Source organism: Salinisphaera sp. SPP-AMP-43, assembly GCF_049568105.1.
In the GTDB taxonomy this organism is placed as follows: Bacteria; Pseudomonadota; Gammaproteobacteria; order Nevskiales; family Salinisphaeraceae; genus Salinisphaera.
On sequence record NZ_CP145335.1, the window covers coordinates 3,610,009 to 3,633,695 of the forward strand.

Annotated in this window: 16 protein-coding genes, 1 tRNA gene and 2 pseudogenes; 11 read left to right on the forward strand and 8 right to left on the reverse strand. The window is 62.5% G+C overall.

The genetic code is table 11. The features are described 5' to 3' along the window. The first annotated feature begins 67 nt into the window (after positions 1-67). The 4 genes from V5738_RS15575 (at position 68) to V5738_RS15590 (ending at position 2,213) form a co-directional block, all read left to right on the forward strand. Positions 68-676 (forward strand): rhomboid family intramembrane serine protease, encoded by a 609-nt coding sequence (locus tag V5738_RS15575; protein WP_423821732.1) that lies wholly within the window; start codon positions 68-70, stop codon positions 674-676. 42 nt (positions 677-718) lie between these two features. Beyond that, positions 719-916 carry a hypothetical protein gene (locus V5738_RS15580; protein ID WP_423821733.1) on the forward strand — a complete coding sequence of 66 codons (198 nt, stop codon included), beginning with the start codon at positions 719-721 and terminating at the stop codon, positions 914-916. A 218-nt stretch (positions 917-1,134) separates the two neighbouring features. Next, a tRNA-Glu gene (locus V5738_RS15585) sits at positions 1,135-1,210 on the forward strand. A 202-nt stretch (positions 1,211-1,412) separates the two neighbouring features. Continuing rightward, positions 1,413-2,213: a YrhK family protein gene (locus V5738_RS15590; RefSeq protein WP_423821734.1), complete on the forward strand. Its 801-nt coding sequence runs from the start codon at positions 1,413-1,415 to the stop codon at positions 2,211-2,213. On the opposite strand, the gene yccS is transcribed toward V5738_RS15590, so the two are convergent. Beyond that, the gene (yccS, locus tag V5738_RS15595; RefSeq protein ID WP_423821735.1) at positions 2,210-4,354 is read right to left on the reverse strand and encodes a YccS family putative transporter; all 2,145 of its coding nucleotides are present in this window, start codon (positions 4,352-4,354) and stop codon (positions 2,210-2,212) included. The two genes, V5738_RS15590 and yccS, sit on opposite strands and share 4 nt — an antisense overlap. 505 nt (positions 4,355-4,859) lie before the next feature. Between yccS and V5738_RS15600 the strand changes: the two genes are divergently transcribed. Next, positions 4,860-5,507, forward strand: coding sequence for a TSUP family transporter (locus tag V5738_RS15600; protein ID WP_423824190.1), 648 nt, complete (start codon positions 4,860-4,862; stop codon positions 5,505-5,507). Between the two features lie 108 nt (positions 5,508-5,615). On the opposite strand, the pseudogene V5738_RS15605 reads toward V5738_RS15600, so the two are convergent. Together V5738_RS15605 and V5738_RS15610 are read right to left on the reverse strand one after the other, a co-directional pair. Beyond that, positions 5,616-7,589 (reverse strand): annotated as a pseudogene (locus V5738_RS15605) (putative bifunctional diguanylate cyclase/phosphodiesterase); the annotation flags it as partial. A 1,218-nt stretch (positions 7,590-8,807) separates the two neighbouring features. Beyond that, positions 8,808-10,937, reverse strand: a complete 2,130-nt coding sequence (locus V5738_RS15610; RefSeq protein ID WP_423821736.1) for a putative bifunctional diguanylate cyclase/phosphodiesterase — start codon at positions 10,935-10,937, stop codon at positions 8,808-8,810. Between the two features lie 377 nt (positions 10,938-11,314). Between V5738_RS15610 and V5738_RS15615 the strand changes: the two genes are divergently transcribed. Then, complete coding sequence (locus tag V5738_RS15615) at positions 11,315-12,304, forward strand: SAM-dependent methyltransferase (RefSeq protein ID WP_423821737.1); 990 nt, start codon at positions 11,315-11,317, stop codon at positions 12,302-12,304. A 175-nt stretch (positions 12,305-12,479) separates the two neighbouring features. Continuing rightward, a complete protein-coding gene (locus V5738_RS15620; RefSeq protein ID WP_423821738.1) occupies positions 12,480-14,633 on the forward strand; it encodes a carboxy terminal-processing peptidase in 2,154 nt (717 codons plus the stop codon). 52 nt (positions 14,634-14,685) lie between these two features. Here V5738_RS15620 and V5738_RS15625 read toward each other — a convergent pair whose 3' ends face one another. Both V5738_RS15625 and V5738_RS15630 read right to left on the reverse strand, forming a co-directional pair. Then, on the reverse strand, positions 14,686-15,102 hold the full coding sequence (locus V5738_RS15625; RefSeq protein ID WP_423821739.1) for a DUF6789 family protein: 417 nt from the start codon (positions 15,100-15,102) through the stop codon (positions 14,686-14,688). A 301-nt stretch (positions 15,103-15,403) separates the two neighbouring features. Beyond that, complete coding sequence (locus tag V5738_RS15630; protein WP_423821740.1) at positions 15,404-15,910, reverse strand: cupin domain-containing protein; 507 nt, start codon at positions 15,908-15,910, stop codon at positions 15,404-15,406. Positions 15,911-16,187: 277 nt separating this feature from the next. Between V5738_RS15630 and V5738_RS15635 the strand changes: the two genes are divergently transcribed. From V5738_RS15635 to V5738_RS15645, 3 genes and pseudogenes are all read left to right on the forward strand, one after another. Further along, positions 16,188-16,646, forward strand: a complete 459-nt coding sequence (locus V5738_RS15635) for a cupin domain-containing protein (protein WP_423821741.1) — start codon at positions 16,188-16,190, stop codon at positions 16,644-16,646. 357 nt (positions 16,647-17,003) lie between these two features. Next, positions 17,004-17,081, forward strand: a pseudogene (locus V5738_RS15640) (hypothetical protein); the annotation flags it as partial. Positions 17,082-17,465: 384 nt separating this feature from the next. Continuing rightward, positions 17,466-17,921: a hypothetical protein gene (locus V5738_RS15645; protein WP_423824191.1), complete on the forward strand. Its 456-nt coding sequence runs from the start codon at positions 17,466-17,468 to the stop codon at positions 17,919-17,921. A 655-nt stretch (positions 17,922-18,576) separates the two neighbouring features. On the opposite strand, the gene V5738_RS15650 is transcribed toward V5738_RS15645, so the two are convergent. From V5738_RS15650 to V5738_RS15660, 3 genes are all read right to left on the reverse strand, one after another. After that, a complete protein-coding gene (locus tag V5738_RS15650) occupies positions 18,577-19,857 on the reverse strand; it encodes a BamA/TamA family outer membrane protein (protein WP_423821742.1) in 1,281 nt (426 codons plus the stop codon). Positions 19,858-20,638: 781 nt separating this feature from the next. After that, positions 20,639-20,914, reverse strand: coding sequence for a DUF3253 domain-containing protein (locus V5738_RS15655; protein WP_423821743.1), 276 nt, complete (start codon positions 20,912-20,914; stop codon positions 20,639-20,641). Continuing rightward, on the reverse strand, positions 20,911-21,570 hold the full coding sequence (locus V5738_RS15660) for a DsbA family oxidoreductase (protein WP_423821744.1): 660 nt from the start codon (positions 21,568-21,570) through the stop codon (positions 20,911-20,913). Before V5738_RS15660 ends, V5738_RS15655 begins: the two co-directional genes overlap by 4 nt. A gap of 165 nt (positions 21,571-21,735) precedes the next feature. Here V5738_RS15660 and nhaD point away from each other — a divergent pair, with 165 nt between their 5' ends. Further along, positions 21,736-23,196 carry a sodium:proton antiporter NhaD gene (nhaD, locus tag V5738_RS15665; protein WP_423821745.1) on the forward strand — a complete coding sequence of 487 codons (1,461 nt, stop codon included), beginning with the start codon at positions 21,736-21,738 and terminating at the stop codon, positions 23,194-23,196. The last annotated feature ends 491 nt before the right edge of the window (positions 23,197-23,687 follow it).

The following is a 23,687-nucleotide window of genomic DNA, read 5'->3' on the forward strand; positions in this document are numbered from 1 at the left end:
AGCCACGGCCCGTATACTCGGGCGAGTTTTGGCCGTCTTTCCGGCCGTCGTTCAACCGAGTGCGCTCATGTGGGTAACCGTCTTATTGATCGCGATCACCTGCGCGGTCTCGATCACCTGTTTTTCCAACGAACGGCTGCTCGACCGACTGCTGCTATGGCCGCCGGCGATCGGACGCGGCGAGTATTTCCGGCTCGTGACCAATGCCTTCGTGCACGCCGACGGCGCGCATCTGGCCTTCAACATGATCACGCTGTTTTTCTTCGGCCGCGCGATGGAAGGCCTGTTCGAGCGCTATATCGGCGCCCTCGGCTTCGTGATCTTCTATCTGGCCGCGGCCGTGGTCTCGACGCTGCCGAGCTATATCCAGCATCGGAACGATTCGCGCTATCGCAGCCTGGGCGCCTCGGGCGCGGTATCGGCGGTCCTGTTCGCCTTCATCCTGATCGCGCCCTGGTCGACGATCTATGTTTTCGTCATACCGGTGCCGGCGATTCTCTATGGTGTGTTGTTCACGGCCTATGGGCTGTATGCCAGCCGCCTGGGCCAGGATCACATCAATCATAGCGCCCATCTTTGGGGGGCAGGCTTCGGCGTGGTTTTCACCCTGATCATGGAACCCCGGTTCGGCCCATTGTTCCTCGCGCATATCACCTCCCCGGGCAGTGGTTTCTAGTCGATGCACGACTGGGCATGCCGACTTCGAGGCCAGTTTTAAATGCGCATCCTGTTCTGGCTCGCCGCGATCGCGATCCTGGTGCTGTTAGTGCGTGCCCGCTGGCAGCGTTGGCAACGGGCACGCCGTGGCGAACCCGAGCCGGAACGCGATGGCCCGCGTACGATCACGCTGATCGTCATTGCGATCGTGATCGTCTATGGCACGCTGATCGGCTATCGCTTACTAGTCGGCGACTAACGCCGAGTCGAACGCCTATCCGATCATGCGCTCGGCCCTGACTCGCCTGCCAATCGTAAACTGATCGAGTCATGCGCTGGCCGGTCCCGGCTGTTCAAACACTTGATCCCCGGCAGCGGGCCAACAGCCGGCACTGCGATGTGGCCTCATCGGTTGGCGGCCGCTCTGAAATCCCTCGCGTCAGTGCCAACCCGTCGTTATAATGCCCGCCTTATCGCGCTCCCTTCGTCTAGCGGTCTAGGACGTCGCCCTCTCACGGCGAAAACAGGGGTTCGAGTCCCCTAGGGAGCGCCATTTCCCGACCTGCTCGCGCGCCCGATGTGCAGGGCCCTTGGCCCCGGCAGGCGCTCTCGTAACCTCGCCCCGATTCCTGCGGATACCGATAATGCGTTGATCGATCGCGTTTTCGTCGGTTACCGATACAGCTTGGGCTGAGCCCGACGGTGGCGCCGCGCGATACGGCTGCAATAATGGCGCCTCATCAAGGAGGCCGTCTATGCCGCATCTGATTACGCATCGCCCACGGGTATCCAATCTAGGCTCGAGCGATGAAAACAGCGATTCCCACCGCGTTTGGGAAACCGTCAATGCCTTCAGCTACAAGCTCGGCGGACTCGGCTTCGTCGGTGGCAGCGTGTTCTTCTTTCCTGCACTTTCAAACTACTTGACGATCGGCGATTGGCTATTCTTTGCCGGCTCCGTCTTGTATTTGTTGGTCACCGGTCACGATCTGCTGGAGGTAATGAAGTACTGGCGACACCGCCAGACCGACAGCTTCGCCGACCATATCGAATTCATTGCGGCCTGGTCGTATGTGTTGGGTTCGGCCTTGTTCGTGGCCGGCAGCCTGTTGTTTCTGCCCTCGTTGGACATGATCGCCGCCGGTGCCTGGTGTTTCATCATCGGTTCGGTGCTGTTCGTGCTCGGCGGCTTCGTGAATATTCTGCAGGTGGTCGAGGCGCCCTCGCTGATCTACATGCAGCTGTTCAACGTCACGGTGGCCATGTTCCTGGTTGGCTCGGCATTGTTCGTGGTGGCTTCAGTGCCTTATCTATGGGAACTGCAGCAGCCGGCCAAGCACGAGGTCACAACCTTTGCCGCGGCCCAGTTCCTGTTCGCCAGCCTGCTATTCTTCTTGGGCGGCATCTGTGTGTACTACCGCAAGCTGGTTCGCAATCAGCTCGAAAAATTCTGCCATAGCAGCGGTCTGGGCACGATGTTCATCCGCGACCTGCAGAACGAGATCAAGAGCAAGGGCCAGCTCGGCACCCGCTATCGCAGCAACCGAACCGACTAGGCTGCCACCAGCTGGCTACTGATGCGGCGCAGTTCGGGCAGTTGCTCGAGCAGCAGTTGCAGTTGGCCGGCGACCAATCGTAGCGTGCCGTCGCGCCCATCGCGCAGCGCGACCAACCGATCGTAGATTCGGGCAGCCTGTTCGCTATCGACCGGCGCCGGCTCGGAGCGGATCAGCCCGTGGGCGACTTGTTCCAGCGCCTCAGCGATATGCGCCACGGCCTCGGACAATGCGGCAGCGTCTTCGGCATTCAAGCGTTCGCGATGGGCGCCGAGGGTCGACAGATGGCCGATCAGGGTCTGGGCACAGGCCAGTACCGCCAGTGCCTCGCCGCTATCGGTCCGTGCCCCGTGCGGATCCTTGAGCGCGGTCGCGACATGGGTGCTGACGGCAGCATCAGCATTGTGGGCATCGCGACGCGCGATCCGGTAAGCCAGATCGTCGGCACGGCCGTCCCGATACTGGTCGAAGATCACACGCAGATAAGCCGCCTGCGCAGATAACGCATCGGCCAGCCGATGATGCAGCTCGCGCTCGCGCCAATCCGGCAACACCAAAAACATGACCGCAGCCGCCAGTGCCCCGCCGATCACCGTATCGATAAAACGCGGCCAAATCAGATCGAAGCCGTTGCCGATCTGGTTGAACGAGACCAGCACTAACACGCTGATCCCAGCCGCGGCCACGAAATAATGCCGGAACCGGGCCGCGAAAAAGACCACGCCAGAGGCTACGATCAACAGCAGCTGGAGCTGGGGCGATGGGAACAGCCGCATCAACGCCCAGCCGACCACCAATCCGGCGACGGTACCGCCGACCCGCTGCAGAAAACGGGTTCGAGTGGCACCGTAATCCGGCTGGCAAACCAGCATCGTAGTCAGCAAAATCCAATAGCCCTGCACCGGGTGAACGGCCAGCAGCACCAGATAGCCGGCCCACATCGCCAACGCCAGCCGCAAGGCGTGCCGAAAACGTGCCGATGCCGGCGTGAGCTGGACCCGGATTCGCCGCCAGATCTCGATCGGCGACTGCGGCAGCGGATTCTGCAGCGGCGCATCGGCCTCGCCGACCGCCTCGGCCGCGCCGGTCACGCGCTGGGCCAGACCGCGTAAATTATCGGCCACGTCGTCCACGGCATACAGCAGATGCGCCCCGGGTGCGTTCTGCAGTCCGCGGCGGTGGGCGATGGCCGCATCCAGATCTTCGATGGCAGTGGCCGTCCGGCCATCGTCGGCGAACGGTTCGTCGTAGCGCAGTGCCGTGGCCCGCCTGCGGGCCGCGACCCCGGTCAGCCGCAACAGACGCTGGCAACGAAACATCAGGTCGCTGTGGAAAAACGCCTCGGTGAGCGCCTTGTACGGATAGTGCGCCGAACTGGTGCGTTCGTGGATATCCTGGGCGGCGAGATAAAGCCGCAGATTGTCGCTCATGGCCGAGCGCGATCGGCGCCCGGTCAACCGGTCGATCAAGGCCAGCCGGGTATCGTTGAGGGCCGCGACCACGCGCGCATTGGCATGCGCCAGATCACTGCGGCGGGCCGCAACATCGAGATCGCGAACCGGCTCGAACAACCAGGACTTACAGACCAGATAATCGTCGAGACTGGCATACAGCCGCGCCAGCGACTGGCGCACCGGACGATGCACGAACACGGCGTTCCAGGCCAGCGCCAGCAGGCCATACCAGCCAGCCCCGATCACCAACAGCAACGGTTCGACCCAAAAAGCCCGCGGCGGCCCGGTATGCTGGGTCACGCCGATCATAGTGTAGACCGATAACAGCAGCGTCGCGTTGCCGATGGTCGCGAAGCGCCCGCTAGCCGCCCCCAGCATGATTAGGAGGAACGTACCCATCGGCAGCGCCAACGCGAACACCCAGGGCAGATCGAGTAAGGCCTCGACGGTCAACGCGGCTACTGAAAAACAGACCAGCGTGACCAGCAGTGCCCGGGCTCGACGACGCCAGCTGTCGTCGGTTTCCGCGATGCCGCTGGCGATTACGCCGAGCATCAACGGAATAAGCTGATGTGCATCGTCGCGCAGCCCGGAATAGAGAATCACGCCGGAAAGCGCAATCAAAACTCGTAGGCTGTCGGCGAAGCGGTCGAAGGCAGTGATATGTTGCAGGCGAAACCGGCGCAAGGGCGAACTGCAGATGGCGTGCGACCCGGCCAGTGTAGCGTGTCGCCCCCACCCGCCGGCCAGCCGTTATCCGATCCGCCAGGATTGGCCGATCCCGAGCTGGGCACGCCATCCCAAGCCTCGGCTCGCGGTGCAGATAGATCGCCCTCACCGCTGGCCATGGACGTACGGCGCCGAGGCAGCCACGTGCCGATACCGGCGAGTATGCCCGGCATATCGCCATTCGAGCACGGGCCATAGCCCGTCCGGCATCTGGGCGGGCAACGCTCGATCTCCCGAACACGACGGCCCGAATCTTGATCGGCTGCTAGACCCACGTGCCCAGGTACGGGCCGACCACCGCGGCCGCACGACGCCAGCCACGGCCTCGCACGATCCCGCGACACGACCTAGACTGCGCGGTTTACCAACTTTGGTCGTATTCGTGCAGATTCTTCTATTCAATCTGGCCGGATTGCTCGGCGCTACCGCGCAGGGCCTGACCGGGTTCGGCAGCGGCACCCTGATGGTCAGCACCCTGGTGCTGGTCTATCCGTTTCGCGACGTCGTGCCGGTCGTTGCCTTGGTCGCGCTGGCGACCAACGCCATCATGACCGGCCTAGCGCGGCGCGAATTCGACTGGCGGCGCGGCCCGATCGCCGCGATTGCGCTATCGATCGGCGTGCTGGGCGGCGCCCGGCTGTTGGCCGTGCTGCCAGTCGATGTATTAGAACGTTTTCTGGGCGCCGTGATCCTGTGCTATGTCGCCCTCAACCTGGTCAAAACCCCGGTGCCCGAAAGCATGCCACGGCTGAATGGGGCTGATATTGCTGGGCTGTCGGGCACCGCACTGCTGTCCGGGGTGATCGTCGGCGCGGTCGGCGTATCGCCGATCCCACTGCTGATCTATACCAATGTGCGCTATCCGAAACAGTTCTCGCGCTCGATTCTGACCCTGACTTTTTTGCTGAGCTCGGCCGTCCAGATTGTGGTTTATACCCATCTCGGATTGCTGACTGGCACCTCCTGCCAGTTGGCCCTGGCGACCCTCCCCGCCGTGGTAATCGGTCTGCTGCTCGGCCACCGCCTGCACTACCGGGTCAACCAGAAGACATTCAGCCGAATTCTCGCGCTCGTTCTGGCGCTGCCGGCGCTGCGTCTGGTGCTCGGCTGAGGCGGAATGGTGCTCCAGATAGGCGGTGAACTGTTCGGCGGGCACCGCCTGACTGAACAAAAAGCCTTGTACCTCGTCGCATTCCAAAGCCACCAGATAAGCCAACTGCGGCTCGGTCTCCACGCCTTCGGCAACCACCGCCAGCCCTAGGCTATGCGCCAAGGCCACGATCGAGCGCACGATGGTCGACGGCTGGGCATGGCTGTCGCTTAAAGCCCGTACGAAGGCGCGGTCGATCTTGAGCTGGTGGATCGGCAGCTGTTCCAGATATGACAGACAAGAATGGCCGGTTCCGAAATCATCCAAAGCGACCTCGACCCCCATGCGCGCGAACTGCTTGAGCGCATAGACGGCTTCGAGCATGCCCTGGATGGCCACGGTTTCAGTAATCTCGAACATCAGGTAGTGCGGGGCCAGGCGATGGCGGTTCAAACAGGCCTGGACCCGTTTCGGCAGTCCACGATCGCTGATCCGGGCGGCCGATAGATTCACCGAAATACGCGGCACCTCGTATCCGGCATTGAGCCAGTGGCGAATCTGGGCACAGACCGCATCCAGCACATAGGCTTCGAGCGCGTCGATCTGGCCGGAACGCTCGGCCGCTGGAATAAACCGGTCCGGCAAGATCATGCCGTGTCTGGGGTGCTCCCAGCGTACCAGGGCTTCGGCGCCGGACAGGGTGCGCTTGGCGGCACAGAACTTCGGCTGGTAGTAGACCGTGATATGGCCCTGTTCGAGCGCGGCGGCCAATTCACGCTGTAGCCCGAACTCGGCCTCGGCCTGTTCGGCGATTTCGGCGCGATAGCCGACCACGGCGTTCTTGCCGTTGTTCTTGGCATGGTACATCGCCCGATCGGCGGCTGTGACCAGTTCTTCGGCGCGCCGGCCGTGTTCGGGATACAACGCCCAGCCGATGCTGGCCGATAGACCCGACGCTGTCAGCGTCGTCTGGCGCACGGCCTCTAGCAGGCGCTCGGCTCTCTGCCGGGCGCTGGCAGCATCGGCAACGGCTTCGGCGATGACCACGAATTCATCGCCGCCCATTCGGGCGACCGTATCCTGTACGCGCATTGCCTCCCGCATGCTTCCGGCCACGCGTCGCAGCACGTCGTCGCCCGCGCGGTGGCCCAGATTGTCGTTGAGCTGTTTGAAGCCATCGAGATCCACATAAAGCAACGCGAACCCCTCGCCGCCGCACTCGGCTCGCTGGATCGCCGCATCGAGTCGTTCGTCGAGCAGCTTGCGATTGGCCAGATCGGTCAAGGCATCGTAATCACTGCTATAGCGCAACTGTTCGTTGGCCTGGCGCAGGGATTCGACGAGACAGGCGGTCTGCTGTTCGAGACGTCGATCCAATGCCGCAGCCGCCAGCAACGTCGCCGCCAACAGCAGTAGTGCCAATGCACCGATCAACAACACCAACCAAGTGGTATCCACGCCGCCCGTGGTATGGCTGACGGTCGTCCTCGGGAACGAAGCCGCTGCCATGCCCGTATAGTGCATGCCGGCAATCGCGCCCCCCATCAGCACCGCGGCAGCACTTTTTTTGGCGCCCCGCAGCCGCTGGCGCGAACCGCGTAGCCAGAACGTCAGCCAGAGCGCTGCGGCCGAACCGACGACCGCAACGAGCATCGACAACGCCAACCAGAACGGGTCATAGACGATGCCTGGCGAAACATGCATGGCATACATGCCGGTGTAGTGCATGCTCGCGATCGCGATCGCCATGAACATCGAGCCGGCCAGCCAAGTCCGACGATCGAAATCAAATCGGCACCCTAGCCCCAGCGCCACCGCCGAGCCGATCACGGCCATAAACCAGGACAGCACCGTGGGGATCACCGCATAGCTCATAGTGATCGGCATTTGCAAGGCCAGCATACCGATGAAATGCATGGCCCAGATGCCGGAACCCAATACGATCGCGCCGGCAGCCAGCCAGACCCAGGCTCGCGGGCGCTGGGCCGCGTATATGCGATCAGTCAGCTCCAGCACCGCATAGCCGGCTGCAATCGCAACGGCAATCGACAGCGCGACCAGCCCTGGATCGTAGATCTTGGTCAGATAATCCTCCGCCTGCATGCCTTGCCCACCTTTTAGCCGGCGCGATCGCCGTTATTTTTTGAACACGACATCCCCTGTTGCCCCAAAGGTGCCGTGCTTGCATATCCCCGATGCCCCTATATCGGCCATCCAAAAACCTGTTTGAGATGGACAAACCGGCATATTGGCTGCAATAGCGCCAATACAGCGCTAAGCTCTTATTTATTATTAATATTTATTTTTAATAATCAGAGCACATTATTTGGATTCGCTCATTACCACGGTCCCGTCCATTACACGACCCAGGCAAGTCGATGCCCTACGCTGGAACGACTGTCACGGCGCAGCGACTCGGCCCCGGATTGGCAGCTCAACCAATACGTCTGACGTGGTTGCCGCCTCGACCGACGCTAGGCCGCACGGCGTTTAAAAAACCTTGTCGAGACTGCGGTTCAATCGCGCCAGCTTGACCGGTACAGCAGCGCCCTCGGATGACCGCATCGATAGTGCGGCTCTGGGCGCTGGCCGCCATACCGTCATGGCCGACTCGGCCCGGCGATAGCGCGGCCGCCGCTATGCTATCGATCCATGTACTTGGCTCGGGCCAGCTGCCCACCGATATAGCGAACTGAGCCCTGGGCCCGCGATCTTGGACTAAGTCGCCCTCGGCCGGGTCGAGACGCCTTTCCCCTAGCGCGTGTCGTCACGAGATACGCCGCCGCATCCGCGGCCCTGGGCTGGCAAGCCAAGGCCTCGTGAGCATGACGTGGCCCGGCCACGTGCGCGAACGATAACGACGGATGGCCGCCGGACCCTGCGGGTGATGCCCGCCCATCGCGCCGTGCGGCGTTGCAGGCCTTGACCGTGGGCCCGCTACGCGCGGCGGCCTGCGCCTTGACTGACCCGATGGGCGGGCGTCGTGCGACGGCGCGCTTCGTGACGACACGCGCTAGGCCACCGGGTTTGGCCCAACGCACGAAACGCCGCTGGGCCGGTGTGATCGACCTTACGGTCCGGCATTATCGTGGACCCTTTCGGCGCGTTGCCGGTCCCACGGCTGATCGAGGCCGATGCGCACTATTCAAAGCCGCTCTCGGGCTCGGCTCCAACCGCAACGTGCTGCCGGGTTCGGCCGAACAGCGCATGGTCTATACCCTCTTCGGCTGCTGAGCAACGCTTTCTGCAAGTGGGCGCTGGCTCGCCTACCGGCATTGCCGCACAGCCACGGTCTGCATGCGCGGCCCGACCCAAAGACATTCAGCCAAATTCGCGCACGCGTTCTGACGCTATCTCTGGTGCTTGGCCACGGCTGGAGGTAGTGTCGAGATAGGCCGTGAACGGCTCGGCAGGCACCGCTTGGCTGAACAAAAACCCCTGTACCTCGTCGCATTTCAACTCGACCAAATAGGCCAGCTGCGACTCGGTTTCCACGCCTTCGGCGACCACTGCCAGCCCTAGACTATGCGCTAAGGCCACGATCGAGCGCACGATCGCCGATGGCTGGGCATTGCTATCGCTCAGGGCGCGGATGAAGGAACGGTCGATCTTGAGTTGATGAATCGGCAGCTGTTCCAAATACGACAAGCTGGAGTGGCCGGTTCCGAAATCGTCCAGCGCGACCTCGACGCCCATGCGCGCAAACTGCTTAAGTGCATAAACCGCTTCGAGCATGCCCTGGATGGCCACGGTTTCAGTGATTTCGAACATCAGATAGCGGCTCGCCAGATGGTGGCGATTTAAACAGGCCTGGACCCGTTTCGGCAGCCCACGATCGCTGATCCGGGCAGCCGATAGATTCACCGAAATACGCGGCACCTCGTATCCGAAATCGAGCCAGTGGCGCACCTGGGCACAGACCGCGTCCAGTACATAGGCTTCGAGCGCGTCGATCTGTCCGGAGCGCTCGGCGACCGGGATGAATCGAGCCGGGGCAATCATGCCGTGCCGGGGATGATGCCAACGCGCCAGCGCTTCGGCACCGGACAAGGTGCGTGTGGCGGCACAGAACTTCGGCTGGTAATAAACCGTGATCTGGCCCTGTTCGAGCGCGGACGCGAGTTCACGCTGGAGCACGAATTCGGCTTCCGCCTCTTCGGCCATTTCGGCACGATAGCCCACCGCGGCGTTCTTGCCGTTGTTCTTGGCGTGATACATCGCGCGATCGGCCGCCGCAACCAGCTCCTCGGCGCGCCGACCATGCTCGGGATACAACGCCCAGCCGATACTGGCCGACAACCCCGGCGCGGTCTGTGTGCACTGGCGCACTGCCGCCAGTACACGCTCGGCCATCTGGCGAGCATTGTCGGCATCGGCCACGTCGGCCGCCAGAATCACGAACTCATCGCCGCCCAAGCGAGCAACCGTGTCGTGGCCACGGGTAGCTTCGCGCATGCCCCGCGCGGCGTGTTTGAGTACTTCGTCTCCAGCGCGGTGGCCGAGGTTATCATTGAGCTGCTTGAAGCCATCGAGGTCGATATAAAACAAAGCGAAACCAGCGGCACCGCGGCCAGCCCCATCGATAGCCAGATCGAGCTTTTCGTCGAACAGTTTGCGGTTGGCCAGATCGGTCAGTCCGTCGTAATTATTGCTGTAGCGCAGCTGGGCATTGGCTTCGCGCAGCGAGTGCACGAGGCTAGCGGTCTGGTGCTCGAGCCGGCGATCCAGGGCAGCGGCGAGCAGGGTTGCCGCCAGCAATACCAGCGACAGCGAACTGATCAGCAGAGCCAGCCATTCGGTATTCACGCCGCCGGCTGCATAGCCAACGCTGGCGGCCGGAAACGCCGCCGCAGCCATAGCGACATAGTGCATGCCAGCGATCGCCAGCCCCATCAGCCCGGACGCGCCAAGTTTCTTGGTCGACTGCAGCCGCTGCTGACCGCCCCGCAGCCGAAACGACCACCCGAGCGCCGCGGCCGAGCCGCCGATCGCTACCAGCCCCGACAAGCCGACCCAGAACGGATCGTAGACGATGCCTGGTGAAATCTGCATCGCATACATACCCGTGTAATGCATGCTGGCAATCGCGACCGCCATCGATACCGAGCCGAACAGCCAAGTGCGGCGATCGAGCGACAGCCGGCAGCTCAATCGCAGCGCGCAGGCCGCCCCGAGTACGGCCATGAGCCAGGATACGATCGTCGGCGCGATCGCATAGTTCATGGTGATCGGCAAATGCAGGGCCAGCATGCCGATGAAATGCATGGCCCAGATGCCAGAGCCCATGACGATAGCGCCGGCAGCCAACCATACCCAGACCTGGCGATGCCGAGCGGCATACATGCGATCGGCAAGATCGAGCGCGGCATAAGCGGCCGCCATCGCGACGACGATCGAAAGACTGACCAGCCTCGGATCGTATGTCTTGGTTAAATACGCAGCCGCTTCCATGCCTAGATCACTCTTTTGAAGGGCTGGCATCGCCGGTTGACCAAACGCCAGATCCTGTTTCTCCACTCTTGCCGGGAACATAGCCCGTTCAGCATCGAGATATCGGCCTTCGGGCGGATTCATTTAAGCAAGCTGGCGACAGCACAGCAGGCAACGACCGAGTTCTGGCGCGTATGGTGTTAATTATTATTAACAAAAAAGATGCACGCAACTATTTAGCGCATTAGTTTTGCGTCGCCACATATACGTACGCCTCGTGCGACCCGATTCATCGAGCTGTCCGTATGGCTTACACTGCCTTGGCGAACAAGGCCGGTGAGCGATGCACCACATCGGTCGCCCAGCCGCCCGCCATACTGCACTCAAGAGCTTGATTGATGGCCCGCGATACGCCGGCAGTGCTGCCGATCGATTACGACACCGTGCATGTCGCCGCCACGGGCCATCACGACACGTTGACCGACGAACTGATTCAACGCGGCAGTCAAATCGTCGACATCCGCGAAGACCTGGTGTTCAGTTCTGGCCAGCCCGGCCCGGCCGCCTGGGCCCAGAACAGCTGGTTGGCGCCACGCGAATACCACATCGACTCGATCGGCCAGGCCGCACGCCAACTGCGCGCGCTACAACGCAACTGGCATACGCATTCGATCGCCCATCACCGGCGATCGCAATTGATCGCCGACAAGCTGCCGTCGATTCGTTTCCGGCCGATGACGTTCCCAGCCCCGCTGCCCAGCGCGTCACTGGGCGTCTTCTGCCTGCTGGAGCGCAATCGGCTGCTGGCATCCCCGGCCTGCTCGAGCGCGTTCGCCGATGGCCGCCCGGTCTTTGTCGAGGATCGCGAAGGCCCGCCCAACCGGGCTTATCTCAAACTCTGGGAGGCACTGACTCTGGCCGGCGCCCGTCCCGAACCGGGCCAGACCTGTATCGATTTGGGGGCGGCGCCCGGCGGCTGGAGCTGGGTCCTGGCCGAGCTGGGCGCCAATGTCGTGGCCGTCGATCGTGCCGCCCTGGCGCCAACGCTGGCCAAACATCCACGGGTGCATAGCCTGCGCGGCGATGCTTTCGCCATCGACTGCGAGGACGTACCGACGCCGGACTGGATTCTTTCGGATGTGATCGCTTATCCGACACGCCTGCGCGAACTGGCCGAATATTGGTGCCGAACCTGTCCGCAGGCCCGGGTGATCCTTACTGTGAAATGTCAGGGCGCGGTCGATCCGGCCGAGATCGCCGACTTTCTTGCCATCCCGGGCGCCCGGCTGCGCCATCTGTCGGCCAATAAACACGAACTGACCTTTTTCCGTCTCCCCGAAGGCGGACCGGCAGACAGCGCGAGCGCGCAGAACCAGAGTGGCCACTGAATCGTCGCTTGCTGGCCGCCCTATCCATTCGTATTCCTGCACGTGGCATGCTTCATGTATCGTTGCCGTTCGGTCCGGGATCTTGCGATTCAAAAAGCGTGACTTACCGCGCCGGATCATTTGCGACTTATGCTGCCGTGTTCCCGCGGTTTCTTCGATAGGACACGTGATCTTCATGCGCTATCTAGCCCTGTCTTTTGTGCTCCTGGTGATGCTGTGCGCCCAAACCGGCTGCGCCGCCTCCGAAAATCAACCCGCGCCGGTGCCCGATGCGGGCGCTGGCCCGGCCGAGGGGTATACACCGCTCACACCCGACAACGACCAGAGTCAGGTCGATCAGGAGGTCGTGCGCGAGCTGCAAAAGAACCACTACAACAAGATCAAACTCAACGACAAATTCTCGGAAGATTTCTTCAACGCCTATCTCGACGATCTGGACGGCACGCACAGCGTATTCCTGCGCTCCGACGTACAGCGGCTGAAAGACAAATATGGCGATGAGCTAGACGACCAGCTCAAAAACGGCCGCCTCGCCGCCGCCTATGAAATCTTCAACACGTATCAGAAACGTCGTATCCAGATCGACCAGTGGGCGCTCGAGCGCATCAAGCAAGGGCTGGACAGCCTGGATCTCAAGGACGACGAATCGTTCACGGTCGATCGCGAAGACGCCGCCTGGCCGGCCGATGCCGAGGCCCGGGAAAAACTCTGGACCCAGCAGCTGGAAAACCAGGTCATCGAACTGCGGCTCAATGAAATCGATCCGGACGAGATCCAGAAGCGTCTGACCCAGCGCTATACCAACGAACTCAAACAACTGCGCCAGGCCGAGCCGGTCGATGCGTTCTCGGTCTATATGGATGCCTATACCCATAGCTACGATCCGCATACCGATTACTTTTCCCCGCGCCGCTACGAAGACTTCAACATCGACATGAACCTGCAACTGCAGGGTATCGGTGCCGAGCTGCGCTCGAAAAACGGTTATGCCGAGCTGGTGCGGCTGATCCCCGGCGGGCCGGCGGCCAAATCCGGCAAGCTCAAACCCACCGATCGCATCATCGCCGTCGGTCAGGGCAAGGACGGTGAGTTCACTGACGTCATCGGCATGCGCCTCGACGAAACGGTACAAAAGATCCGTGGCAAGGCCGGCTCGTATGTCCGTCTGCAGGTCTCGCCGTCCGACAACAGCCAGACCAAAACAGTCACGCTGCAGCGCGCCAAGATCAAACTCAAGGACCAGGCCGCCAGTTCTCGAGTAATGCACGTCGAACGCAATGGCGAGGACCACAAGATCGGTCTGCTCACCCTGCCCTCGTTCTACAATGGCACCGCCGACGACGTAAAAAAGCAGCTCGTCAAACTCAAAAAACAGGACGTCGACGGCGTCGTGCTCGACCTGCGCAACAACGGCGGCGGCGCGCTCGGCGAAGCCATGCAGCTGATCGGCCTGTTCATGGATTCTGCGCCGGGCGTTCAGATTCAGGACGCCAAGGGCAACATCCAGGTTCTGGGCGATCGCAACGACGGCGCCGTGTATTCCGGCCCGCTGGCGGTCATGACCAATCGTCTGTCGGCCTCGGCTTCGGAAATCGTGGCCGGCGCTCTACAAGATTACGGCCGGGCGTTGGTGCTCGGCAGCCGGACCTTCGGCAAGGGCACGGTCCAGACCCTGCTGCCGGTTTCCCAGGGCCAGCTCAAGCTCACCGAGGCCAAATTCTATCGGGTCACCGGCAAGAGCACCCAAGACCGCGGCGTGAGCCCGGATATCACCTATCCGTCGGCGATCGATCCAGACAAAATTGGCGAATCGGCTTTGCCCAACGCGCTGCCCTACGACACGATCCCGCCGACTGCCTATCCGGAGTCGGACACGCTCGATGCAATGCTCGGCCAACTCAAGACCGATCATAGCCAGCGTGTCAGCGACGATCCAGACTTCCAGTATCTGGTCCAGCGTATCCAGCTTGCCCGCAAGCAGAGCGAAAAGGATACGGTCTCGCTGAACATCGACACACGTCGTTCCGAGCAGCATCAGCTCGAGCAGAAGATGCTAGCGTTGGCCAACAGCCATCGTGAGGCCGTCGGCAAGTCGACCTACGACAGCTACAAGGCGTTCGAGGACGCCCAAGACGCCGAAGCCTCGGGCGAAGGTGAGGGCGACGGTTCTGATGCCGCCGCCAGCGAGGCCGGCGATACGCTGCCGGCCCAGAATCCCGGCTCGCCAGGCAACGACAAGATCGATGCTTACCAGACCGAAAGTGCCAATATCCTGTTGGACATGATCCATCTGTTCAGCGAACAGCAGGATCAGCAGCAGGCGGCATAGCAATCGGCGCGCGGCGGATCAGGCCCTAGGGCCGGGTCCGCCGCTTACGCGTTCACCGATCCGGCGCGCCGTAACACATGCCCAGCACGCCGCCATAGAGCAGGTGCGCTCCGAAGGTGGCCAATGTCGCAGGCCAACCGATCGCCACGCCAAAAAACCCGCCGCCGGCAACGGGGAAAAACAGCAGCATCATTCCGACCCAGGCGAGTACGCCGAAGGCCAGCCCCTTGAGCAGCCCGTTGTGGCCGGGCAGCAGCCGGTAGAGCGCCGCGAATCCCAGCCCCCAGATCAGACTGCCAATCACGAAATGCCCGAGCCAGCCCAGCGCCCGCGGCTCGCCGGTCAAACGCTGGATTAGCTCGATCCAATCCAGATCGGGCCATACCTGGGCGAGTGTCTGCCCGAGCATACAGCCGGCCAGTACCATGCTGGCCATGAATCCGGCCGCGACCGCCTTGCCTGGCGCCATAGTCTTTTCCCCCTTGCAAACTCCACAACATACCGCATGCGGCCTGCCCAACGCCGACGCATCGCCCCACTCCCGGAACGACGGGCCTGGCCCCGAGCGCGGCTCCTGCGGCCTAGCGGTTTACAAGGCAACCATCGATCGTCATGGCACAGACGTACGCGGCGCCTGGCGTAGTCCAATCGAAACTTGCGAGACGATGCCAGCCCACGCGTTTGGAGCTGTCAACGGCAGACCACGCTACGCATCTTGACCTGTTTGAACCCCATTCGGCCGCCTGCCCTACATTCCCCCAAGACCCCGGCTAGGCTGGGTCCGGCGTCAATCGTTCGATGACCGATGCATGCTGCGGAAACTGCGCACTCAGTGCCGGCCGCTCGGCCAGTTCGAAGTCCTCGAAATCGAACCCCGGGGCAACCGTATTACCGACCAGCGCGAAACTGCCGGTTTGTTGCAGTTCGGCACCAAACCAGGCGCCCCGCGGCACGACCAGTTGGGGCCGCGCCCCGGACGCCAGATCCTTGCCCAGCACATGCGCCCGGTGTTCACCGTTCACATCGATGACATGTACCAGCAGCGGCGCGCCAGCATAATGATGCCAGACCTCATCCGAGGCCAGGCGATGCAGATGCGATACATCGCGATCGCGCAACAGAAAATAAATCGCCGTGGATACGGCCCGCGCACCGCTGTAGCGCTCGGGCAGCGCCGCCGCCGACAACTTCTCGGCCGCCTGATAGGTCTGCCGGTAGTAGCCGCCCTCGGGGTGCGGCTGCAGGTCGAGTCGCCGGATATAGTCGTCTGCAGTCATGATCCTCTCGTGCTGGCTGAAAACCAGGCCGCGGGCTCGCCGATCTGTGTCGGCCGCCCGCCCGACGCCATAGGTGCGGACGTTAGCCAAACGCGGGGCGCTTTTCCAATGCCGCCGGACCAGTCCGGACTGGTCAAGCGGCAAACCTCATGCATTGGCTCGCCGCCCGGGACGATATCGGCCTGGAATGGTTTATTATTCGAACTTGGCTTCAGAAACTGCCGCTGTATCGCCCCTGCTGGCCGCGCCTCGTTCGGGAGAACTAGAGATGGACTCGATGACCGACTCCGTTGCTACCGTGGTCCCGGCCTCGGGTGGGCGCCGCTTCGACGTGTTCAGCAACGAGATCGTCATCAAGCTGGGCAGCCGTGATACCGGCGGGCGATTCACGCTGTTCGCCACGACCGTGCCGCCCGGCCAGAATGGGCCACCCCGGCATTACCATCGCCACGAAGATGAATGCTTTTATCTGTTGTCCGGCCGCGCATCGTTTTTACGCGATGGCCAATGGTTCGAAGCCGATCCAGGAACCACCGTGTTCATCCCCCGCGGCGTGGTGCATACGTTTCGTAACCGCGGCGATACGCCGCTGACACTGCTGGTCCACACTACCCCGGGCGGGATCGAAGGCTTTTTTGAAGGCTGCGCCGAGATCTTGACCGCCCCGGGCGGGCCCGACCCCGGGCGGCTGGCCGGGATCGCCGCCGAGCACGGCATCGTATTGCTGCCAAGCTAAGCACGCAGCGGCACTGCTCGCGAATGATCGGTTTTACTACGTTGGGACAGGCCCTAATCCCAAACCGCTGCCCAGCCGAGACTATCTAACGGTCTTCAAAGCCCTGTGCAGTCGGCCCCGAACAAGACCGGAGGCCCCCTGTTCCCGTCGGACTCGATCCCGCTGCGCGTCGATAGGGCCTTCGAGTGAAAGCCCTGGCCTGACCTGGCCTGACCTGGCATGGCATGGCATGGCACCCACGATGTCCGCGTCGATCATATGGCCGATCCCGGCTTGCAGCACGATCGCGATGCCATCATCAAAGTGACTGCGATCTGTGGCTCGGATCTGCATCTGTACAACGGCCTGATGGCCGGCATGCAGGCCGGCGACGTACTCGGCCATGAGTTCATGGGCGAAGTGCTCGACACCGGCTCGGCTGTGCATCGCCTGCAGCAGAGCGATCGCGTGGTCGTGCCGTTCAGCATCGCCTGCGGTGGCTGTTTTTTTGCAACAAACATCTGTACTCGCTGTACGACCGCTCGCCCCCCCCCGAACGCCGACCAGGCAGCCGAATTGATGGGGACATTCGCCCTCGGCGCTGTTCGGTTATTCGCATCACCTCGGCGGCATTCCCGGGCCAGGCCGAGTACGTGCCTTATGCCGATGTCGGGCCGATCAAGGTCGAATCCGAGCTGCGCGACGACCAGCGGCTCTTCCGGTTGGATATCTACCCGACCGGCTATCAGGCGGTCGACAACTGCGATATGGAAGCCGGTGACACCGCGCCCATTTGGGTCTGCGGGGCCGACGGGCCAGTTCGTGCTCCGCAGCGCCTGGATGATAGGCGCAGTCCGGGGCATCGCCATCGACCGCGCCCCAGAGCGGCTCAAGCTGGCCAACGACAAAGCCGGCGCCGAAGTGATCAACTTCGAGCAGGACGATGTCTATCGCACGCTACTGGAGATGCCCGGCGGTCGCGGCCCGGACTGCGGCATCGACTGCATCGGCGCTGAAGCCCATCCTCAGGGCGACCCGGAATATGTCCGCCGCAGCGCCGATTCGTCCGCAGACAACCACCCGCTGGCAGTCAACGAGATGATCACCTCGGTCCGCAAGAGCGGTCACACGCATATGCGGCAGTATCTCAAGCCGCGGCTCAACACCGTCGAGCAGCGGCTGATCGATCCCTCTTTCATCATCCCCCCTCGCTACCACCTGGCCGATGCCGCGACCCCCTATGCTCGCTTCAATGCCAAGCAAGATGGCTGCATCAACGTGGTCATGCCGGCTTAAATATCAGCTCTGGATTGTTGTCCGCCCGGCGCTTAGCGGGGGGCCGGATTTTCTGGGCCGCGCTGCGCGCCCAAGGCGGCCATCGACGCATTCAAATCCGGTTCATGTCGTCGGGACCCATAATGGGGGCCTTCCCAAACGCTGCGGTGGGCGCATGTTATGAAACGTCTGATCGCGTTGTTGGCGACGAGCCTGCTGCTCGTTGGCTGCACCACCTACGATGCCGGCTACTATCCAGCCCGGGGCCACAGCACGTTCTATAGCGGCTATGGCGGCTATTACGGCGGCCCCGCCTATTATCCCCGTTATGGCTACGGCTCCTACTCGTCGCGGCACTACCGCGATCGCGTCTATCGTCATCATCGCGCACACCGAGACAGCAAACGATTCCGCCGCCACGAGCGGCATGACCGAGCCCACTACCGCGACCGGCATGAGCGCGCCGATCAGGGTCACGAGCGCCGCCATGATAGACATCGCAGCCGTCGCGATGAGCACGATACGATCCGCCGCAGTCACCGGGCGAGTCGCCATCGACCGCAGCCCCGGCATCATGAACGGCGTCCGCACCGCTCTTTTTCCTCACGCCACGAAAGAGTCCGCTAGCCGCCTTCTGTCGAACCGACAACAAGCGCATCGACGCTGCCGACCGTTTTTAGAACGCGTTGCCGAACGATAGATAGACCAGCGCCTTGCTCTCGCCGCTAAAGCCCAAATCCAGGCGGGTCGAGAGGGCTTCGCTCAGGGCGATATGCAGGCCAGCGCCATAGCTGAACTGGATCTTGTCGCTCAGCCCCGGGGTCACGTCGGGCTCGCCGGCCACCAGATCGTCAGGCAGGCGAGACTGGTCGAGAAACACGCGACCGGCCCCGGCAAACACGGTGCCATCCAGACGCACCCGCCAGATATCGTAGAAATCGAAATCGGCCAACAGGGTCTGATAGGCCATGCGGGCAAACACCCGGCTCTGGCCCAAGAAACGATTCGGATAGAAGCCTTCGAGACTGTCGAAACCGCCGAGCGAAGCGAACTCGTAGAACGGCAGGTCGTTGCCGCTACCGGTGACATATTCGCCGTCCACGCGAAAAGCGAGCAGATGTTTGGGCGAGCCCAGCGGCTGGATATAGCTGGCATCGGTGATGAACTGGGCATAGTTGAAGTCGTTGCCCAGCTCAGGGCCGACGTGCTTGACCTTGCCGACCACGTTCCAGCCCTGCTCGGGGCGGGTCAGGTCGCGCTGGGTGTTATAGATCAGCGATAGCGACACCGGATTGATATAGCCGCCTTCCATGCCCGGCAGGTCGGCAAAGGCATCGGTAGTCGACGGCCGGCCGTCCTGCGGGTCACCCTCGCCGATGGTGACCCGGTCGTAGCCGATGGTACCGGACACCATCCAGTGCGGCGCGAGCTGGCGCGCCAGCGTGAACAACACCGAAGTAGCATGGTGTTCGTGCTGACTGAGCGCATCATCGCCGGCATCGTTGTTGCCCAGGCCATAGAAATCCTGGGTCGGACGCAGTGCATAGTGGGCATTGATCAGGCCGATGAAATCGCTGCCAAACAGATGCGGCATGCCCCAGGTGGCTTCGACATCGGTCTCACCTCGGGTCGACTGGGTAGCGCCGATATCGAGATTCATATGCGAATCGCCGAAATTGATATCGCTGAACTTACCGCCCAGAATCAGCCCGACCTCCGGCCCATAGCCGATCAGGGGCAGTACGGCGATGTTATGCGACGAATCCAGCTCCTGTGGCGCTTCCGGCTCACCGGGCTTGGGCAGCCCTTCATGATCGATGGTAGGCGCGCCGTCGGCGATCGCCTGGCGTTCGTTTTCCAGCACCAGAAACTTGGTGATGCTGCGATCCAGTTCGAGTTCACCGACCGCCCGTGCCGGCACCGGCATCAACAGCCCCGCCACAAGAACCGCGGCCACTGCCCACGACATCCCTAAAGCCAGCCCGGACCAGCCACGGCAGCCGCCGCCCCGGATCACTGAAACCCGTCGAACTCTTTGAGCGATCAGCCATTGTCGCCCTGCCCCCGAATCAAGCCTCATGCCTGAATGCTGCCTCCCTTGAGGTTTCGCCGTATACGGTCGATGCAAGGCCCGACTGCATATCGAATTTTTTGGCGAAACCTCGATGAAGATAGCGTACTCGGCAGCGACCGCATATCGGGATACTTTCGGAAAAAGACCGGCCCAAGGCGGATCAGAACGAATGGCTTGGTCGTGCCCGCTATCAAGCCGCTCGCCGAGCCGACACGGCACGACTACTATAGGGCTGCGTCAGACCCGGTGCCGATATTGTCCGAACGCGGCATGGCCGCGACAACCGCGGTCCGCAAGCCACGATCGGCCCAGCGCGCCGAGTCCCGACCGGCAACGTATCGTGGCCTCCGGGTTCATCGCCACGCACGGCCCGCCGCAGAAAAACGGGCGCCAGCGCGCTATCGCAGAATACGCGAGGATAGGCGCCAGGCCTGGACTGGCCTGGACTGGCCGCAGCACGGCGAAGGACGTCATTTCGCTCGCAACCGATAGCCCCCGCTTGGCGTCCAAGGCATACGTCACCGGGCCTGGTTTGGAAACATCTGGATTGCGATACCCAGCATGCCTGGATCGATCAAACCGCTCATGGTCAGCCGTGTTGCAACCCGGGCCCAGTACGGCCTATGCCAGATCGCTGCCCTATTGCCGTTCGCCAGGCGATGGCTTAGCCCTGGCCGGAAGCCGGCCACCCCAACCGGATCGGGCCCGCTAGATGCTCGGCATCCTGCGGCTCGATTCTCACCCCGCCCTGAGTGATACAGAGCCGCTCCTGGCGCGCCAGTTCGACGGCGATCCGACGGACTCTAGGCATCAGTTCGCGCCAGCCATCGTCGTTTGCCAGCGCCCGGGCGATCTCGGAGGGACAGCAGGTTTTATCGACGCCACGCGCAGCCACCATGCCGAGGATACGATCGTGGATCGCAGCGTCGGTGGGGCTCATGTCGCGGCCGACGTAGCGGACTCTTCGGCAATCTGGCGCAGCCCGTCGGCCAAGGCCTCCGGCGGCTGGGCGCCAGAGATCAGATAGCGCTGCTCGATAATGAACGCCGGCACCGCGGTCACGCCAAGCTGCCGATACCGGTCGATCTCGGCCTGCACTTCCTCGGCATAGCGGTCGGATTCCAGAATTGCGGCGATGGTCTCGCCTTCGAGGCCGAGCGAACGTCCGATGGCCACCAGCAGCGCCGGATCGGTTGGATTTCCAGCGTCGCCGAAATAGGCATCGAACAATTGCTTGTTGAACGCCTGATCGACCCCGGCCTCGCGTGCATAGTGCAGTACGCGGTGGGTATCGAAGGTATTGTACGAGCGACGCTCGGCGGCCCGCTCGAAGTGCAGGCCCAGTTCATGCGCCGCAGCGATGATCTGCTGCTGGGAGGCATGGATCTGGTCCGGTGTCTTGCCGTATTTCGCCGCTAGGTGATCCACCATGTCGCGCCCTTCGGCCGGCAGGTCTGGGTTGAGTAAGAAAGGATGCCAGCGCAGGCGTGCTTCGACGTCGTCGAGCTGGCCCAGAGCCTGCTCCAGACGGGCGACGCCGATGGCACACCAGGGGCATACGACGTCGGAGACAAGATCGATATCGAGAGTCTTCATGTGGCTCGGTTTCGTCGTTCGGATTCAGCCAAGATGATGTTCGAGCGCGACTCTTTCAAATATGTTCAGGACGATACGAATTATCCCCGACGCCCTCATCTTGGTAGGCTAAGCGGCTTTCACAATACAGCGAGTCGGTAAACGGCCGGCCGTTGGGGGACGTTAATGACCGCGAAGCGTGTACTCCTACCCACCGCACTGCTTCTGTGCGGCTGGCTTATGCCACTGGCAGCCTGGGCTGCCGAAACCAGCGATCAACTGCATCTGACCACGGCCTGGCCGGGGCTGGTCGCGCTGGCCCTGTTCGTGGGGGCCTATGTGCTGGTAATGCTCGAGGAATACACGGACCTGCGCAAGTCCAAGCCAGTGATTCTGGCGGCCGGGCTGATCTGGATGGTGATCGCCGGCTATGTCCATTTTACCGGCGCCTCGGCACCGGTCGAGGAGGCGCTGACCGATACCCTGGTCGAGTTCTCCGGGCTATTTTTATTCCTGCTCGTGGCCATGACCTACGTCAACGCCATGACCGACCGCAATATCTTCGAGGCCCTGCGCACCTGGCTGGCCGCACGCGGCTATTCGTTCCGACAGCTGTTCTGGATCACTGGATTTCTAGCCTTCGTGATCTCGCCGGCAATCGATAACCTGACCACCGCCCTGGTGCTGTCGGCGGTCGTGCTGGCGGTCGGCGGTGGCAACCAGCGTTTCATCGCCCTGGCGTGTATCAATATCGTGGTCGGCGCCAATGCCGGCGGCGCCTTCAGCCCGTTCGGCGATATCACTACGCTGATGGTCTGGCAGAGCGACCAACTCGGCTTTGCCGAGTTCTTCCGTCTGTTCGTGCCGTCGCTGGTCAACTTCGTGGTGCCGGCAGCCTGTATGCATTTCGCGGTGCCCAGCGGTGCACCCGAGCCGAGCGAGAATACTGGCCACGTCCGGCGCGGCGGCTATGCCGTATTGATCGCATTTGCAGCCACTATCGCCACCGCCGTGGTCGGGCACAGCTTCTTCGGTCTGCCGCCGTATCTGGGCATGATGCTTGGCATGGCCTATCTGCAGCTGCTCATGTACTACCTCATGAAGACAGCGATGCGCAAAGACCAGGCGCTGGCGGCCTATCGCGAATCCGACGAAATGACGCCGCCGGATCTGGTACGCCACGAAAAACAGGGCGACTCGGCCTCGCGCTTCAATGTTTTCGGCCATGTTGCCGAAGCCGAATGGGACACCCTGCTGTTCTTCTATGGCGTACTGCTATGCGTCGGCGGCCTGGCTTTTCTAGGCTATCTGGCGGTCATGGCCAACGTGCTGTATCTGCAATGGGGCGCGACCTGGGCCAATACCGTGGTCGGCGTGCTGTCGTCGATCGTGGACAATATTCCGATCATGGCCGCGGTCATCCAGATGAATCCGCAAATGCCCGACGGCCAATGGCTGCTGGTCACGCTCACCGCCGGCGTGGGCGGCAGTCTGCTATCGATCGGCTCGGCAGCCGGGGTGGCTCTGATGGGCCAGGCCCGCGGCTACTACACCTTCATGTCGCACCTGAAGTGGACCTGGGCGGTCGCGCTCGGCTATGTCGCTTCGATCGCGGTGCATCTGGTGATCAACGCCGGAACCTTCTAGCCGGCTGATCAACGCAGGCCGCCGCATTCTGGCGGCTTGCGGCTTGCGGCTTGTGGCTAGCACAAAGGCCTCGCCTGCCTGCGGGAATGGCTCGCCCACGAGCGTGGGCGGCGACCCGGTTTCGAGCCCGGCCAGTATGGGTTTACGCCGCCGGCTCTTTTGCCCCTGCGGTCGATCGTCGCGACCCGCCGAGCCGCGCGGATCGCGGCGTCCAAGCCCTACGGCTCGGGCTTACTGAGGTTTCGTACGGGGCCGCGCCAAGCGCTTGTTCGAAAAAACGGGGCGGCGCGGCAGGACGCGACATGGCCACTATGGCGTCGTCGCTCTAGGCGGGCGAGCGCGCTCGATTGCCGTCCTAGCGTTTGTCGCTGGGCGCTCGTCTCTTGGAGTCGGACAGCCCAGTAAAAATAGGGCTGCCCTTCGGTGCTATGCGTCCGGAGCGTGGTCCGCCCAAAGCCGACGACCTGGGCCGTCCAACAGACAAGGGACGG

Excerpts from the sequence above, each read along its gene's own strand:
- nhaD (WP_423821745.1), top strand. The coding sequence starts at position 21,736 with ATGACCGCGAAGCGTGTACTCCTACCCACCGCACTGCTTCTGTGCGGC.
- V5738_RS15630 (WP_423821740.1), bottom strand. The coding sequence starts at position 15,910 with ATGACTGCAGACGACTATATCCGGCGACTCGACCTGCAGCCGCACCCC.
- V5738_RS15610 (WP_423821736.1), bottom strand. The coding sequence starts at position 10,937 with ATGGAAGCGGCTGCGTATTTAACCAAGACATACGATCCGAGGCTGGTC.
- V5738_RS15660 (WP_423821744.1), bottom strand. The coding sequence starts at position 21,570 with ATGAAGACTCTCGATATCGATCTTGTCTCCGACGTCGTATGCCCCTGG.
- V5738_RS15635 (WP_423821741.1), top strand. The coding sequence starts at position 16,188 with ATGACCGACTCCGTTGCTACCGTGGTCCCGGCCTCGGGTGGGCGCCGC.
- V5738_RS15575 (WP_423821732.1), top strand. The coding sequence starts at position 68 with ATGTGGGTAACCGTCTTATTGATCGCGATCACCTGCGCGGTCTCGATC.
- V5738_RS15645 (WP_423824191.1), top strand. The coding sequence starts at position 17,466 with ATGATAGGCGCAGTCCGGGGCATCGCCATCGACCGCGCCCCAGAGCGG.
- V5738_RS15625 (WP_423821739.1), bottom strand. The coding sequence starts at position 15,102 with ATGGCGCCAGGCAAGGCGGTCGCGGCCGGATTCATGGCCAGCATGGTA.
- V5738_RS15615 (WP_423821737.1), top strand. The coding sequence starts at position 11,315 with ATGGCCCGCGATACGCCGGCAGTGCTGCCGATCGATTACGACACCGTG.
- V5738_RS15655 (WP_423821743.1), bottom strand. The coding sequence starts at position 20,914 with ATGAGCCCCACCGACGCTGCGATCCACGATCGTATCCTCGGCATGGTG.
- V5738_RS15600 (WP_423824190.1), top strand. The coding sequence starts at position 4,860 with ATGGTCAGCACCCTGGTGCTGGTCTATCCGTTTCGCGACGTCGTGCCG.
- V5738_RS15620 (WP_423821738.1), top strand. The coding sequence starts at position 12,480 with ATGCGCTATCTAGCCCTGTCTTTTGTGCTCCTGGTGATGCTGTGCGCC.
- V5738_RS15580 (WP_423821733.1), top strand. The coding sequence starts at position 719 with ATGCGCATCCTGTTCTGGCTCGCCGCGATCGCGATCCTGGTGCTGTTA.
- V5738_RS15590 (WP_423821734.1), top strand. The coding sequence starts at position 1,413 with ATGCCGCATCTGATTACGCATCGCCCACGGGTATCCAATCTAGGCTCG.